General features: G+C 38.2%; 11 protein-coding genes. 1 reads left to right on the top strand and 10 read right to left on the bottom strand.

The window, feature by feature from the left end; all coding sequences use genetic code 11:
• Nucleotides 1-10: 10 nt before the first annotated feature.
• Genes ACXACQ_RS16250 through ACXACQ_RS16215 form a run of 8 tightly spaced genes read right to left on the bottom strand, consistent with a single transcriptional unit; the run spans nt 11 to nt 13,366 of the window.
• Nucleotides 11-910 carry a UbiA prenyltransferase family protein gene (locus tag ACXACQ_RS16250; protein WP_474977020.1) on the bottom strand — a complete coding sequence of 300 codons (900 nt, stop codon included), beginning with the start codon at nt 908-910 and terminating at the stop codon, nt 11-13.
• Between the two features lie 39 nt (nt 911-949).
• Nucleotides 950-3,673 carry a PEP/pyruvate-binding domain-containing protein gene (locus ACXACQ_RS16245; RefSeq protein ID WP_474977019.1) on the bottom strand — a complete coding sequence of 908 codons (2,724 nt, stop codon included), beginning with the start codon at nt 3,671-3,673 and terminating at the stop codon, nt 950-952.
• Nucleotides 3,674-3,687: 14 nt separating this feature from the next.
• The gene (locus tag ACXACQ_RS16240) at nt 3,688-4,671 is read right to left on the bottom strand and encodes an NAD-dependent epimerase/dehydratase family protein (RefSeq protein ID WP_474977018.1); all 984 of its coding nucleotides are present in this window, start codon (nt 4,669-4,671) and stop codon (nt 3,688-3,690) included.
• Between the two features lie 2 nt (nt 4,672-4,673).
• Entirely contained in the window at nt 4,674-5,324 is a 651-nt protein-coding gene (locus ACXACQ_RS16235) for a methyltransferase family protein (RefSeq protein ID WP_474977017.1), read from the bottom strand.
• Nucleotides 5,325-5,347: 23 nt separating this feature from the next.
• Entirely contained in the window at nt 5,348-5,986 is a 639-nt protein-coding gene (locus tag ACXACQ_RS16230; protein ID WP_474977016.1) for a methyltransferase family protein, read from the bottom strand.
• A gap of 32 nt (nt 5,987-6,018) precedes the next feature.
• Nucleotides 6,019-7,494 (bottom strand): class I adenylate-forming enzyme family protein, encoded by a 1,476-nt coding sequence (locus tag ACXACQ_RS16225; RefSeq protein WP_474977015.1) that lies wholly within the window; start codon nt 7,492-7,494, stop codon nt 6,019-6,021.
• A 1-nt stretch (nt 7,495) separates the two neighbouring features.
• The gene (locus ACXACQ_RS16220; protein WP_474977014.1) at nt 7,496-10,726 is read right to left on the bottom strand and encodes a beta-ketoacyl [acyl carrier protein] synthase domain-containing protein; all 3,231 of its coding nucleotides are present in this window, start codon (nt 10,724-10,726) and stop codon (nt 7,496-7,498) included.
• 30 nt (nt 10,727-10,756) lie between these two features.
• Nucleotides 10,757-13,366 carry a KR domain-containing protein gene (locus tag ACXACQ_RS16215; RefSeq protein WP_474977013.1) on the bottom strand — a complete coding sequence of 870 codons (2,610 nt, stop codon included), beginning with the start codon at nt 13,364-13,366 and terminating at the stop codon, nt 10,757-10,759.
• A 582-nt stretch (nt 13,367-13,948) separates the two neighbouring features.
• Between ACXACQ_RS16215 and ACXACQ_RS16210 the strand changes: the two genes are divergently transcribed.
• Nucleotides 13,949-14,944: an MBL fold metallo-hydrolase gene (locus ACXACQ_RS16210; RefSeq protein WP_474977012.1), complete on the top strand. Its 996-nt coding sequence runs from the start codon at nt 13,949-13,951 to the stop codon at nt 14,942-14,944.
• A gap of 7 nt (nt 14,945-14,951) precedes the next feature.
• Here ACXACQ_RS16210 and ACXACQ_RS16205 read toward each other — a convergent pair whose 3' ends face one another.
• Entirely contained in the window at nt 14,952-15,278 is a 327-nt protein-coding gene (locus ACXACQ_RS16205) for an MGMT family protein (protein WP_474977011.1), read from the bottom strand.
• A gap of 107 nt (nt 15,279-15,385) precedes the next feature.
• The gene (locus tag ACXACQ_RS16200) at nt 15,386-16,345 is read right to left on the bottom strand and encodes a hypothetical protein (protein WP_474977010.1); all 960 of its coding nucleotides are present in this window, start codon (nt 16,343-16,345) and stop codon (nt 15,386-15,388) included.
• Nucleotides 16,346-16,464: the final 119 nt, after the last annotated feature.

Raw genomic sequence — 16,464 nt, 5'->3', positions numbered from 1 at the left:
TTATTGCTTATTAAATGACATTATCTACAACATACACCAATAAAATGCTTAGATAAAATACGGAGATGTACACAAACCCGGTTTTTATACTTCCTTGCTGTTGTCTATTTTTTAAAAACTTAACCACGCCTAAAAAAGCAGGCACCCAACACAAAAACACAATGGCATAATAATACTCAAGCCTAGGATTGAGGGCAAGTAGAATAACTACTGGCGCCATTGTACCCACGGCCAATAAAAGTAAAGCGGCATTCACGCCACCTATACTCCTGCTATATAATTTCTCGGTTAAACTAGCCATGTGGGGCCACTTAGTTTTTCTTGCAAACTCATAATACAGAAACCCCAACGCAAATGCCAAAATAGGCATAGCCAGCACCCAAGTAGCCTCTATCAATTCATGATAACAAATAAGAAAAAAGGAGTATACGCTGAGCAATACATTTACCGGATATGTAATGATTAAATTCACAAACATGTTAGATGTGGGCTTTGGAAAGACTTTCTCTATTTTTATCAAAGCATAACCATAGACAAAATCAAGCACCAGTATGCTACATGGTATAACTGCATAGGCCAGACCATTTAATACCATAGTAATAACTGCTATGATCACCATATAAACGTAGAGGTCCTTGACGGTAACAAAACCTTGTACTAAAGGCCTTTCAGGATTATGCTCTTTATCATACTCATAATCCTTGATTTCATCTGCTACCCGTAAAAACAATAGCACCAAATATATGGTACTAACAGCCACTACGTCATAGAAAGCAAACAATGAATGATTGTCTGCTCCATTAACCAATAACAGGCAAGCCTTTAAAGCGAAGTACCAGAAAATAGAAAACAGTATATGTACAGTGGGCTTAAAAACAACCGCTTGAAATCTGAAGAAATTATTAATCATATTCTCAAAAAACTCAAAGTAATATTAATGAATTGTGGTTTATACATTAGCAGTGGCATGCTCTACCTCTACCCCATTGATCTGATTACCTGGCTCTAGTAATTTAATAACTCCCGTTCCTCCATCCATTTCAATCAGCGCACCATCTTTAATAATTTTAGTCACGTTTTTTACCGCTACTATGGTGGGGATATTAAACTTACGCCCAGTTATAGCTGTATGAGAAAGAGATGAACCCTTTTCAGCGATAATCCCTCTGGCAGATATCATTAAAAACAACCATCCCGGATCGGTCTCTTTGGCAATTAATATTTCATCTTCATTAATCTTCTCTACTTTAGAAGGATCATCAATAACTCTGGCTATGCCTTTTACTTTACCAGAAGCGGATGGCAGTCCTTTTAACTCACCGTCACTAGAAATATTTTCCTCTTCTACTTTGGTAAGTGTGTTACTCCTTACTGCACCCATGGTGGTTATTTGCTCTGGAGTATTACATTTTTTATTTTCTTCAAATTCCATTTTTCGTACCTCTGCTAGCGCTTGTAAGTTTTCGGTTACACCAGTGCCATCGATATACCCAAAAAGTTCATCCATAGTAAGGTGATAAGCATCCTCTTGTTTATTAAGTACTCCCGCTTTTACCAGTTGCGCGCTTATGCCATTAAATACATTCTTGCTAAAACCAAACAGCTCGGATCTACTGTACCTTGAATTTTCTCGGTTGCGTATCAAGTCTCTAAGCCAGCCAAGCATCATGCGGAGTATAAACCTCTTGATTGGCCTTCCTTTCAAAGCTTTCTTTAGTGTCACCTCTGCGTCTTCACGTATCTTACGTTCTTTATCTCTAACCTCCTCCTCAGTTACCTTCTGCAAAGCATACTGCTTCACCATCTTTACCAGTTCTATGGGGGTATCTCGCAAAGCTGGCTGCTCCATTTTCAACTCTTGCAAGCCACGATCACCATAATAATGCATATGATATTCAAATCTATCGCAAAATGCCTTGTCTAACTTCCTAGCCTTTATCAAGTGACTAACCTCTTCTAAATCTGTTGTTGACTTAAATAATTCTAGCAATTCAGGGGTGTTACGAACATATTCACCCAAAGAGACCGCGCTAAGCATAATATCTACACTTCTCAAACGCCCACCGTAGCACAGCAAATCAGTCATCAGACCTGGGTATTTTTCCGCCAGCCCAGCCTTTTCAAAAGACTTAGTGACCATACCATTCACTATGGGCAAATAACTGTCATTGGTTAGCGTAATCCCCCACTCCTTGCCGACACTGCGCCATATCTTATAAAACAATAACTTTGTTTCCAAGGGATCTTCTTTCGAAAAATCCTTTCCTCTGTATGGAGCTATGAGGTCTTCCCACCAATGATGGAAATAAAGCATGTTCCTGTTATGGTTAACAGTAGCCCCTAAGTTCTTGATAACAGCTGTTACAAAGCGAACATTCTTCATTAATGCCTTCATGGCATTTTCCTTTGTGTGATATGAAGCGCCAAAACCCATCATTTTTTCCCAGTCCTTTTTCATTAATGGGAATAATGGTGTTTGCTTATGTAGTAAATAAAAATGGGTAAGACAGTAGTAGACGCGACCTTTCAAAAAGCCAATCATTCTATCCAGCTTCTCAAAATTATCTTGTATAACTTCGTGTTTAACTCCCAAGCGGTAGTAAACATCATAAAATATAACCCGATAAAAGAACTTAGAGAAAGTGTATGTGAGCGCAGTAGTTACTCCTGGAAAACTTTCAGTAACATTGGCGTTAGTCCATATTAGCTGCCTATCAAAATTAAAGACTATAGGTCTCGATTGTAATATCCAGACTTTACCGTTTTCATCAATAGTACCTTCTATATCCTGAGGCATGCCGAATATAGCTTCTATTTTACTACCATAAGCTGCCAATTCACGTATTTGTTCATCTGTAAAGCACGGTAGGTTTTGCAGCTTTTCTTCAACAGCTACTTTTGTTAACCCTGCACCTTTTCCTGTATCAAAACTTAGCTTTTCATTTTTGCAGACTATATGCGGCTGTACCACATCGGTAAGCGTGTTATACGAGAAATGATCTACCGGCACCGCCTCCTGCACTACCCCTTCACCAATGCCATAAGCACCCGCCACCATAGTATCTTTGGCGGCTGTTTGTGGATTGCAGGTAAACATAACAAATGATTTTTGACCGAAGATCATTTTTTGCACTCCCACAGCTACACCAAAATCCATGAGGTTAAACCCTTGAACTTGCTTATATATAAGCGATTCTGTAGAAAAGCCCGATGCCCAACATCGCTTAATTTTCTCTTCTAACTCATCTCTTCTCACGTATAGAAAAGACTCGCTCATACCTGCAAAAGCATTGGTTTCCGAATCTTCACTTTGACCATGACGTTTACTGACAGTAGAAGCACGCACAGACACAAAAGCGTCAGCACCATGTGTGCTGTCAAATTCTGCATAAATTTTCTTCTTTTGAGCTGCTGTAAACTCATAAGTTAACATGCATTCTTCAATGGCCAACGAGGCCTGCTGTATACTCTGGTGGTTGTCAAAATCTATTTCATCAATTAATTTCTGTATCTCCACCTGCAAAGAGGCAGTGCATTGTTCATAAAACTTGCTGGTAAGACAAAAAAATGGAGGTACATCGCATCCATTCTTAAACATAATGGATTGCTTCACAAACTTTCCTCCTACTTCTAACTCAGTAAGAGTATCTGATATGGTTACAATATTTTTCATGGTTGATTTCGGTCTTATGGTTGATGGTTAAGCTTATTCAGCTCTGTATCCCATGTGTTTAACGCATTGTCAATCACTTCTAGTAGGGGTTTCTGGATTTCGTCCTGAGCTATGAACGTACTTAGTTTTGTGGTATCACCCGTATGATCAGCTCCTACCAAACCAAGCTGAGTGGCCATACTTTTCAGCTTTTTTGAAGGCACATAACTTAGTAACTTCGGGATTACAGAATGATATGGAATTGTTTTTTTAGGCCATTGCAGTTCCTTCCTTTTGGCTATGTGTCCTATCCAATCATTTAAACTTAAGCCCTCATTATAGCCAATATTCAATGCCAGTTGCTTAGGAGCTCCCTTAGTATTATTAATAAATTGGCATAGATTAAGTATGATGTGAGCATAATCATCAACATCTATAATACTAAACCGCTGTTTACCTGTACCTATTTTGAGCCCCTGCCGGGCAAGTTTTGTCATTCCTTGAATGGTAAATTTATCTCCATTACCAAGAATAAAACGTGGCCTTAAGCAAAATGCCCACCCTTGTGCCTCTTTCATTGTAGAGGTAATTAAATTCTCTGTTTCCAAACGGCTTTTAGCCAATGGAGTAAATGGTTTTAACGGTGAGGCCTCGGTTATTTTCTTTTGCGCCCCATCTCCATAAACAGACATAGAACTTCCATATACTACCCCAAGACACTGGCCATGCATAGCTTGAAGGAAATGAGCTGTACCTTCCACATTATTGGTATAAAACCCTGTGTTGTCCAAATCTCGCTGTTTGGTTGCAAAATGAACAATAACAAATGGCTCATCAAACCAAAGTTCTGCTGGTATGTTAAACAAATCCCCTTCATAATAATTAATATGAGGCTGCTTGTGGCTCGGCATTCGCCTTACCAGCGCACGAACATTTATAGGCGCACCATTCTGCTGGGCGCACTTCCGAACTATAGCAGAGCCAACAAATCCATTACTTCCTAATAAAACAATATTCATAGCTACCAAATAAAAGGTATGATGCGTTTGCGGCTATGGGCATAATCTTTATAACCTTGTATATCAAAAAGCATTTTTTCTTCTATAAATATTCTTGCTACAATAGATGGAATAAGTATTAATGCAAATACACCTAAGGTTACATAGTTAAAGAAAAACACAGTTACCCCAACGTTGGCGAGTATCATGCCGGTATAGGCAGGGTGTCTCACCACACCGTAAGGTCCACTTGTAATTATCTGATGGCCATCTACTTTCCTTACAATGTGAGAATAATACCTACCAAGAGTATGTATAGCATATAACCTGAAACTAAATCCAGTAACAAACAATATGATACCCGCGATATGAAAGTCTGTGATAGCTCCGCGTTGCTGAAAAAATATTATACCTGTAATGAGTGTAAAAGCACGTCCCAGAGAGTATATCTCGCAGGTGCCAAAATCGGCAGTGTTCTTACCTTTTTGTGTTTCTGATTTTGCCGTTTTAAACTCTAGCCCCAGCCACAAAAGATACAGACCAATAAAAGCTACAAAAAGCTTCATGCCGGGGGTAAAAGCATTAGATAAAACAGTGTATGCGGTTAAGCCAATAATAATAGATATGAATGCAATTGATGCCAATTGTGGCACATAATTTCTAGAATTTTCCATAGGTTGATAGGGTTAATTAGGTTTTACCAGATTCCTGGTATTAATTTATATTTTACACGTTCAGCGTATTTCTGATATTCAGGGTGAGATTTAAACATACTCTCTTCTACCAGTGTGCGTAATAGCACAGCTCCGCCCCACAGCACTATGACTGAAAGCACCGCCCATTGATTAAAGAAGACCATTACAAAGCCGATATGCAGTATAAATGTGCCAATGTAAGCAGGGTGTCTTAAAAAATTATAAGGTCCATCTTCGCACACGCCCTTAGGAATACGAAGCCTATGACTGTATTGCTTTCCTAGCGCTATAATGGCATACTGGCGTAACCTCATACCGTAAACCATAATAAAGATTCCTGGAATAGCTAAATAATAGTGAATAGTACTTCCTCCTAAAAATGCCAACGCCAGCGTAGTGATTTTGGCTATGGCTGCCAATTCCATGGTATGATAATCTTTGTGCTCAGTACTTTTATTTAGTTCATCCACTGAAATTTTGCTTTCCCACATCATCCAGTAGCAATACAAAACAAAAGCTAAAATTGCGATAAGCATTGGGCCCACGGACTGCCGCATGATAAACGTGATAGCTAAATAACCCAAGCCACCTGCACCAAGTATGGTCGTAATAAGTGGCATGGCTGCAAATATTCTTTTCATTGATAAGGTTGATTATTGATTCAGGTAATTATTTAAATATTGATAATTTCTATAGCCTTAGGGATTTTGTAATTGGCAATACTTTGCTGTAGATACTTTTTTAGAGCGGCCTTAGACTCTAAGTTTCCTTTTACATGGGCTACTAGCTCAGTCTCATGCCATTGACCTCTCTTTGTGAAGACTTTGGCTTTTTCTACCTGCGGAAGCCTTTCAATCACTGTTTCAACTTCTTTCATATCTACCATCATCCCTTTTATTTTAGTAAAGGCCAGCTGTATAGTTTCTACATATAAATTGCCATGTTCATCTTTATAGCCCATATCACCTGTATTAAACCATCCGTCTTCAATAAATTCTGATAATGATGTATCGTTATTCCAACTGGTCAATGGTAGCCAAGGCACTTTGATGTATATGGTTCCTAATATATTGGCATCTACTATTTCACCATTACTTCTTACTTCCACTTTAGTATTTTCCATCTCTCCCTTACCAATACTTCCTTCAGCATGTGTAGTATAATTAGTGGTGTATGGCATAATTTCAGTGGTGCCGTAACCATTGGCTACCTCAATGCCAGTAGCCTCAGTAAATGCTTGTTGTAACGCAGGGTCTAAATAAGCTCCTCCTGCCATGATAAGCATCCCATTCCCCTCTACATTTGCCTTTGGCAGCATAGACTGAAGTATCTTAAGCAGAGAAGGCACAACATGTAAAAAATCAGGTTTATACATATTTATAACAGCAGGTAATTGAGAAATTTGATCTGCTGCATAAATGATAGTTCCCCCTCTGTAAATGGGCAGAAGAGCAGTCATAAAAAGACCGAAAATAGAGTATAAAGGCAAAATGCTTAACACTTGTTTTTTTTCACCCGATGGCAGTGCACGATAGGTGGTTGCCACCCCCCGAAGTGCGGCACTAAAATTATCCATTGTATGAGGTACTGGTATAGGCTTACCTTTACCTTTATATGTATAAGCCACAGACACCACCAAATTAGTATCTATAGTCTGCAATTCTGTTCTTTTCAATTCATTTGAAACGCCCTTATACACCTTTAATTTAGGAGTAACTTCCTCGACAACTGCTTTATCAATTGCCATATCAGGTAATGCTATTGCTTTTAATTCATTTCTTGAATACAGAAAGTCTTTAAACTTATCATAATTGTCATTTCCTGCTATACAAAAACTGATCTGAGCATTATCAAGTATAACCTCCATCTCTGTAGTGTGCAGGTTTGTATTTAGAAAAACACCTACTGCACCAATAGAGCTCAGCGCATAAAATGCTACCTGAGTTTGTAAATTAGAATTCAAGAGCAGCAGCACATTGTCGTGCTTAGCAATGCCTATATGATTAAAATAAGCAATGAACCGTTCCACTTCAGATTTGAGCTGAAAATAATTCAACTCTATACCACTACCCACCTCATTAATGGCTATGCGCTCTGGGTGTCTTTGGGTTCTTTCTAATAAGTTATTGATATAATTTTGATGAATCATTTTATCTTCTTTTTATGACCTCATTAGACAAATCATTTTTATTATCGGTAGTAGTTGGCTCCAGCAACACAAACCTATTCACAAACTCACCTATTCTATTACCATCTTGAAAGACCGCTACTTTAAGCTCTTGATAATTTTGAGTGTTATCGGCATCTACTTCTACATGTTTAAGCATTAAGTTTCGCTGTCTGCAAGCCGGCTGAGAAAGGTTAAGTGCTATAGATGCAATATGCATAGGTCTATTCATAGGCACCTGATAAACATCATGAGCCAATAAAGTAAGAAACTGCCTGCATGCTTCTAATAAAAAGCATGTAGAATACCATCGGTTGCTTCCTTCTGAAAACAAGTGGCCAGCTACTGGGGCTACTATTTTTATTGAATGTTCCCTACCTTCATGCTTTGCTCCTCCAACCAAAACATTATCTACTAACCTCTTGTGTAAAAGCTTAGCTTCTGGCAATTCATGCCTATCAACTGACATGTCTCCAATGGAAAGCGAAGAAGACTTGAGTTGAATATTGAAGCTACACACCGAACTTCCATTTTGCTTTACTGCACCATGAAGGTGTCGCCAGTCACCTTTGCCTGTTAACCTTTTACCTTCTATGTGCGTAGGTAGAGCCTTATCACAAAGCTTGTGAAACCTTAAATTGACACTGCTTACGAAGTATTCCTTTGCACTATTCAATGCATGTAGCTCTATAAATTCGTTTAAGGTTTGAAGTATGCCTTCCAACATTAACACCCCAGGGACATGATCTAATGGATGATCAAAAAAGTAGGTGTGTTGTTCATTAACTAGCAACATAGCTCTAAAACCATGTTCATCCACCATTACATTATCCACTACATTGTTGTAGGCAGATATACGTGGTTCAGCCTTTTCTTTTATACTTTTTACTTTTTTAATTGCCTCTCTCTGGGCATTTAAAAAGTGACTCAGTGCCTTTTGGTTATTGCTACTAATCAATTCATACAACTCACTTTCTACCTTATCAATTGAATGATTCTCTTCAATATTTATGGCAGAAGCCAACGTATCAAACTTAATACCTAGAGGCCATTCAATTTTTTTAGTTTCCTTAGCTATAAACGCTTGTTTCTTTTCCAATACAATGGCTCCGTTCATACCGCTTGGTAGCAATATCATGTAATCTGCTTGTCCGTATAAGCATTTCAAAACAAGATCTGGTGTAGCCTGCTCACCCCTATAAGTAGATTTGGCTAAGTCATCGGGTTGCTTGTTTAGCACACGTGCAATTATGTCAAAGTCCTCAGTGCTGAAATAATGCAGCTTCATTAGAGGTGCATCGGCCAAACCTCCCTTAAAACACATCCACATGATGTATTCATTTAAATTCTTTTGCTTATCACGCTCTATTAATTCTTTACGATGCTGTCCGCACCCGGCCATTAAACCGCCATTCTGATGCTTGGATATAAATAGCGAATTTATCAACGAAGACCAGAACTGGTCAAAATACCCTGATGAGGTCATGTGAAAGCCCGTAGTATTCATATGGAGCGCAGTGTAGCCCGAGCACATGGCTGGCAGTGTAGATGCGATAATGTCATTATTCATCTGTGGCCCTAGTTTTTCTGCTAACTCATTGGCACCAATACCTTGTTCCCTACTATACAATGCTGCCAAACGCCTATTGATTTTCATAAACATTTCGCCACCAGTATTAGCGTGCATAAGCACTCCTGTATCTTCCCTGTGTTGTAAAAATTCGTTATGCTGAAAGAGCCTTCTTGATATATCTATAGACAGCAAATTAAAAGCATCAATGTCTTTTAAGAAATTAGGCCCTGACCTCAAACCTTTAGTCTCAATGAGCATCTCTTTCGGAAATAAAGCCTGGCTGGAGAAATCAATGGTAGCTGCCGATGAGTTGGCCTTACCCCATTGAAAATCTATATCCACTAGGTCAAAGGTGTAATGCGTGGCTAACTTTATAGGTTTAACCTCATTTTTCAAAGACACATACTCGCCCAGTACCACATGTCCATTGCCGCCACCAAATCCCAATGAAGAAACACCAACATTCATTGTCTGTCTCTTTTTCACCTTCACAGGCTGCAGAATGGTTCGTAAGGCTCGACCATTAAGCTGCTCATGTGGCTGCCCTGGTATATGTGGGGGAAGCACTCTGTGTTTTAAAATTAGCAAGGCTTTTATTATAGAAGTCATGCCTGCTGCTGCCAATGAATGGCCAACTAGGCTTTTAACGGCTCCTACTACTATGCTATCTTCCGGTATAAGTTGATTTTCAAAATAATGATTGAGAGCGCCAAGCTCACTGGCATCACCTACGGGTGTTCCTGTCCCATGTGCCTCAATATAATCTGGAACAAGACCTTCCTCACCATAGGCTCTGCTTAACATCAACTGTTGGCCTTTGCTACCGGGTGAAAATATAGATTTATCAGCTCCATCAGCAGAAAGACCTAGTCCTTTTATGCTACCTAAAATATCGGCATTCCGTGCTATGGCCACGGGTTCTGGTTCTATAATTATACCGCAGACAGATTCGCCAAATAGGGTTCCTCCCGCTTGATTAAGCAATGCATTTAGCTTGCCTGTCTTGTCCATAGCGCCTAGTTGTGAGAAGCCTGTAAAAAGAGCTAAAGACATATTTAAATTAAGACCAATAAGCACACAGCGTTCTGCTTGCCCTGAAGCCACCATAGCCATTCCTTGAGATAGGGCATATATAGAAGAGGCACAGGCCACATCAACCGAAAACTTGGGTCCTCCTAATTCACCTCCTATAAATTCTACCTGCTGCTCTATTGAATAAGAAACGCCATCGGCATTTTCTATTGAGTCTACATAGTGCTTTAATGCCAAATTTGCATCTTTCTCTATGTACGATAAAGGAGGCCACTGTGCCGCTAATACTAATCCTGTAGTTGCCCTTTCTGCTTTGCTAAGCCCTTGTATTAATTGGCCGCATATATACTTTCCTGCATCTTCTTGCCTAGTGGGATTATTAAAATCAAGAAACGGAAATCCACTTAATAAATGCGCCTTATCAAGATAGGTTTTATCCTTTAAGGCTTCATTGCTTAAGTATTCATTGCTATCCTTTTGCCATATTCTCTCCATTGATGAGAGAGGTGCGATATTAGATGCGAAAATATTTTTCCAAAAAGCTTCAACATTCTGAGCTCCAGGAAAAATACCATCCATTGCTGTTACTACAAATGGTATTTCATTCATAACTTAATGATTATATTTATTTATGAATGATTATCTCTGACGCACGTGATCAAGGCACGATGAAGTAGTAAAAACTATAGAAGTATCTTCACCATTGTTTTTAAGCTCATTACATAGCGCTTCGGCACCTTGGTCATTTCTTATCCCTTGCATACCGCTGTTTTGCAATACTTTTAGGATAGAAGAATTGTCTTTTACAAACCCCGTTTCTGACCAAACACCCCATATTAATGACTTCACCATGTAACTGGCCTCTTTATTCCATATGGCTGCAAGTTCATTAAGAAAATCATTAGCAGACACATAATCTGCCTGCCCTTGAGTACCATAAACGGACGATAGACTGCTCATAAAAAATACAAACTTGAGAGTATCCGTATTTTTCAACTTTTCATAAAGGTGCCATGCGGCCATAGCTTTGGTTTCAAATACACCTTTAAATTCCTTTTTGCTTTTTCTCTCTATAACCGTATCTATCGCAAACCCGCTACCATGCACTATACCTGCTATTGGACCTATCTCTTGACATTTATCAATCAAAGAATAAATATCTGTGGCCTGTGCAGAATCAGCATTAAAATAATGAAAAGTACCTCCATTTTTTTCTACCTTATACTGTGTTCTAAAAATGGACTTTTGTCTTTTTATCAGCGTTAATTGTTTTTGGAGTTCTTTTGGAGACCTCGATTCACTTTCACTATCCATAATATCCTGAATAGTAAGGGCATCTACATGTATTCCTGAGAATGGTTCTTCTTTTGGTTTTTCGGTACGGCCGACACATACAAAATGACATGCATATCGACCTGCCAACGCTTTAGTAATTTCAGCTGTAATACCACTGGCTCCACCGAGTAAAAGTATCACTTCGTGAGGCTCCACCGAAAGAGGGAAAGCTGTACCAGCACCTTCTTGGTCCGGGTCATTAACAAGCTCCGACTGATATAACTGTCCATTTTTTAATACCAAATCATTTCGAGAGGGAGCATGACAAAGTATGTTTAGTAATTCTGCTGCTTTCCAGGAAGACGGTTTGTCGTAAAAGTTAATGGTTTTGATATTGGTGTGCGGCCACTCTTTATAAATTGCTTTTGCTACACCGCGTGCAGCTACCTGCCATAGTATAGAAGACTGCTCCACCAAAAGCGTAAAGCCAATATCGTTTCTATTAAGAAATGACATACTAGCTATTCTTCTCATATATTTTAAAAACTCCCAACCTGGCTGTAGCATAGAAGAGTTATATTCTTCTACTTTTTTGTTGGCTACAAAAACTAAATTATCATTAGAGCCAAGGTTTAAATCTGTAAAAAGCTCACGTATTTCAGCATCATTAGCGGCAGCATATTTTTTTCCTTGCACACACCAAGATTCCTTTTCTAGCTCCACAATAGAGATTAGGTCTTGTTCATTGCCCAAGTGTTCCCAATCTTTAACTCCATCAGTAGCTAAGAATAAAATGCACCTTCCTTTGTGGTCCGTGCTTTTTAAGTCAACCTTTTGAACTCCTTGCCGCCAAATTAGGCGCTGCACCGCTTCGTTATCAGAGTTGACATCTTCTGTAAAAAGATGATGAGGCAGCCTGCTTATTAAAGAATCTATCTCTTTTAGAGATCCACAGTTCATCAAGGCATTAGAATACTGGCTAAGCTTATGGTATTCTTTAAAAGTGTTATTTAATGCGGATTCTACCAAAAATGCATTCAATTGGCTATTTTCATAAAACCCGTCCGTCTCATTTATTGGCGCCCCATTCACAACTTCCAACTCAGCTTTTAAAGCCACAGAAAATGGGTGCAGCGCAGCCTCTTTCTCTAAGTTAGCGTCAATTTCATTGAGTATACGCTCTACATCTTTAACATAAGCGATACTATATAAATCAATAGGTTTATTTTCTAGTGCGGGGTAACGCTCATTGATTTTATGTTGCAACTCCACCACTCTTATAGAATCAAAACCTAAGTCATCTTCAAGGTGAGCATCTTTCTCTATTAAACCGACAGGCAGCCCGAGCATATCTGCAATTTCCGTCACTATCCAGCTATAACCATTTTCATTACCCTTAGCCTCACCCTCCTGAGATTCTTTTTCCTCAATGTGCCTTACAAAATCGGCAATGTTGTTGCTGTCATACAAACAATCTCTATACTTCTCATAATCGGGAAAATCATGAATAAATTGGGCCCATAGGTCCAACATTCGTAGCGAATCGAGCCCGAGTTCATTTTGTAAATCAGCGTGTACGGAAACATATTTAGGCAATAAGCCTATCATTTTGGCAATCCGCTCCACAAGCCATTGCTCAAGGTTGTTATTAAGGTCATTATCGGTAATTTTTTCAGTTGGCTCAAGCGCAACGTTACCGCACCCATCATCTAATATATTTAAAGAAGCATTTTTTAATTCACTGTCAATTTTTAATGGTTGCTCATCATTTAAAATTGACAGGTTAGTGGTTAAGAAATTCTCAAAGGCTTGCTTATTATGATTAACAATGGCTTTTGTGACTAATAGATTATCGTTAACACTCATTGAAAGCTGCTGTAAAATTTTCTGCTGCGAGACATAAAAATCTTCTAAGGCACTCGTGTTTTGTTCAATGATATGTTTTAATAGGTTAGATTGGTTGTAAGTTGACATATTAGGCGGTTATTTTATGTTTTTACCATTTATTGGAGGTTAAAAATTGTAAAAGCACATGTAAATTTTTCGAAAATTGGACCATTGATTGAATAAGGGTAAAAGTCACATTTACCATTTGAGATGGTAAATTTCTCGATATCAATAATTTATCATGACACTGGTTTTGATCTGGGTATTAAGTACACAAATTAATTAATTATTGCGTTATTACATAGGAAAGTTAAGTTTAGTAATGAAACATAATCAAATAACAAAATATAGTTTGTTGCGCAAAAAATGAATTAAAAGCGATCATTTCAGCAAAATTTAAGTCTAAAAACTGTCCTTTGGAGCATATGTTGAAATTCATTGTTACATGCAGATAGTGTAAAGCATGTACCATTTAAAAATGTATTTATTAAAAGGAAGTTGCTCTCTTTATAGGCATAATTAAAATTACTTGTTTCACTTCCCAATCATTAACACACACAGCAGACTTTACCTGCTCCGGCATAATCAAACTATTGCTATGGCTAAAACAACTATACAGTAATAATTACGTAAACCAGAACCAAGCTAAACCGATAAAATTGACTTGCTATGACTTTTAAAAAATATAATAGTAATCTGAAATTTGTTAAACCTGATTGGTCGGGGAATGAATTGAACAGTGAAGGTAGGTATACAAACATTTATGGTGATAACATCAAAACTTTTGGTGAAGCATGGAAGTGGATGACTGGCCCTAAGCCACTGAGCAAGCTAAAGAAAGGGCAAAAATCGCCTTTACATTTTCAACAAATAGAAAACTTAACGGATAAAAAGAAAAATGCAATTATCCCCTTAGGACATGCTTCTTTTATTATTGACATGAATGGCATTCGCCTGCTAATTGACCCTGTGCTCACTAATAGCAGATTCATGAAGAGATATACTGAAGTACCCTTTAATGTTAATGAGCTTAACAATGTAGATTACCTCATGCTTTCACATAATCACCGTGATCATATAGATAAACCCAGTGTAAAGCAAGTGTGTAAGCTCAACCCTAATGCTGTTATTCTCACCGGACTTGAAGTTGGTCGTCTGCTTAGAAGATGGGGCATAAAAAACGAAATACAAGAAGCTGGCTGGTATCAACAATATGAAACACACGAGCATTTATCTATTGATTATTTACCTAGTCAGCACTGGACTCGAAGATGGCTCACAGATACCAATAAAAACTTATGGGGTTCTTACATGATTCGCGATAACAAACTGGGCAAAACCATTTATTTTGGTAGTGATAGCGGTTATGGCCCACATTTTTCTGATATTGGAAAAGATTACAATATTGATATTGCCATGATAGGCATTGGCGCTTATGAGCCCATCTGGTTTATGCACCCCGCACATACTGGCCCAGCAGATGCCAAACAGGCATTCCTAGATCTGAAAGCCAAATATTGGATACCCATGCATTATGGCACTTTCGACCTAAGTGATGAGCCTATATTTTATCCCGAAAAAATTTTGAAGGCTGAGCACCCCGAAATCTTAAGTAAGATAAAATGGATGAGAATTGGAGAGAGGCTGCCTTTTGAATCTTTTTAAATGGTGGTTATATTTCCAGAAGAGGGTCCCAAAACTTACTTTTAAAGTCAACAATTTTATCGTTTTTGATCACGTGTCCCTCTTCTTCCAACCGTTCTTGTCTCGAACTATGCTCTCCTTTTAACACGCCTTGGCTACTAACCACTCGATGTACAGGAATTTTAACATCAGGTTGATCTTTTAACTTCATCCCCATGGCTCTGGCTACCACTCTTGCTCCTGTTGGCATGCCAACAGCCTTCGCTATTGTACCATAAGTAGTTACCCTGCCACTAGGAATTAATAATGTTAACTCCAGAATAGCCTGATATGTACTTTCTTCTATCTTACTCATCTAAAATTGTTTGATGAAATAACTTCATTGAAAATCAAATGATTTTGTTGTTAAAATAAGTTGTTATATGCTACACTCAATCAATCATGGTTCACAAACCATGACTGCTACTTAGCTTCAGCGCGTTTCTTTTGTACTTGCAAAATATTGTTTTGTATGTCTTTCATAATCATTTTAGCCCACCAGCCAGCATAAAAATTAAAAGTAGTGTTAACTTCAAAATGACTATATAAATGAAGGCGATGCACTCCATTGCTCAAAGGTTCAAGTTCATAAGTGCCATTAAGTACATCAAAAAAGTCACCCCCTATTACCACATGCTCGTCTAATGTGGTAGCCGGAATTTCATGAGGATTAGCTTTAATATTAAAAACCATCTTTTTATTGTCTTCATATTCAGTAACTGTCTCATGGAACACTAAACCTTTGGTGAATATAGCCTCACGATAAGCCCCCACTCCTTCAAAATTAAGTTCTGCCCTAAGTGGCCTAGGAAAGCCTAAAAATTGAGTTAAATACCCTTTATCATCTGCTAAACTAATTTCTTTTACTCTAGTTACATTATTCCAAATTACCTCTGCAGGCGCTTCAATATCAATAAAAGTATATGCGTTATAGGTGCCCGGAATGTCTTTCACCATCATTTCTAATGGAGACAGTAGAAAAGGCAGTAAAAGGACTGCTGACATTTTCAATTTGTTGTCGTTTTTCTGAGCCTTCTTTCTTCTTGCAGTAAGCCCTCCAAGTGAAGAAACAATAAGAAATACAGGCAATATCATTACCCAACAAGCCCACCCTTCTATTGATAATAATAGCGTAATTATAAAAAAGGCCAATATGGGGACCCAAGGTGCAAATATGCAGTACGGAAGACTTTTAGTCTTTTCATATTTTGATAGATAAACAGTCTGAAAACCAGTAACTAGCGGCACTGTCACTAAAAAGCTAATGGTCATTACACCGAATAATTTACTCCACGACTCTACCCCAAAAATAAGTCGTAGAATAATAGCATAAGCCATAGGGATTAGTATAACAGATAGTACATTTATTACAGTTGTTTTCATGTTAGGCAATCTATATCAACAGTTTAAATTAAGATTTTACTCTGTAAAAGACTACTTCATCACCGGCAACATTATCACCCAACAATATTAAAAATCTGATTATCAACACAATAAACTTA

It is taken from the genome of Fulvivirga sp. AWR4_260 (genome assembly GCF_056158185.1).
The sequence above is the reverse complement of the archived record's forward strand: the minus strand, read 5'-3'. Positions and strand labels throughout refer to the sequence as shown.

Excerpts from the sequence above, each read along its gene's own strand:
- ACXACQ_RS16250 (WP_474977020.1), bottom strand. The coding sequence starts at position 910 with ATGATTAATAATTTCTTCAGATTTCAAGCGGTTGTTTTTAAGCCCACT.
- ACXACQ_RS16245 (WP_474977019.1), bottom strand. The coding sequence starts at position 3,673 with ATGAAAAATATTGTAACCATATCAGATACTCTTACTGAGTTAGAAGTA.
- ACXACQ_RS16240 (WP_474977018.1), bottom strand. The coding sequence starts at position 4,671 with ATGAATATTGTTTTATTAGGAAGTAATGGATTTGTTGGCTCTGCTATA.
- ACXACQ_RS16235 (WP_474977017.1), bottom strand. The coding sequence starts at position 5,324 with ATGGAAAATTCTAGAAATTATGTGCCACAATTGGCATCAATTGCATTC.
- ACXACQ_RS16230 (WP_474977016.1), bottom strand. The coding sequence starts at position 5,986 with ATGAAAAGAATATTTGCAGCCATGCCACTTATTACGACCATACTTGGT.
- ACXACQ_RS16225 (WP_474977015.1), bottom strand. The coding sequence starts at position 7,494 with ATGATTCATCAAAATTATATCAATAACTTATTAGAAAGAACCCAAAGA.
- ACXACQ_RS16220 (WP_474977014.1), bottom strand. The coding sequence starts at position 10,726 with ATGAATGAAATACCATTTGTAGTAACAGCAATGGATGGTATTTTTCCT.
- ACXACQ_RS16215 (WP_474977013.1), bottom strand. The coding sequence starts at position 13,366 with ATGTCAACTTACAACCAATCTAACCTATTAAAACATATCATTGAACAA.
- ACXACQ_RS16210 (WP_474977012.1), top strand. The coding sequence starts at position 13,949 with ATGACTTTTAAAAAATATAATAGTAATCTGAAATTTGTTAAACCTGAT.
- ACXACQ_RS16205 (WP_474977011.1), bottom strand. The coding sequence starts at position 15,278 with ATGAGTAAGATAGAAGAAAGTACATATCAGGCTATTCTGGAGTTAACA.
- ACXACQ_RS16200 (WP_474977010.1), bottom strand. The coding sequence starts at position 16,345 with ATGAAAACAACTGTAATAAATGTACTATCTGTTATACTAATCCCTATG.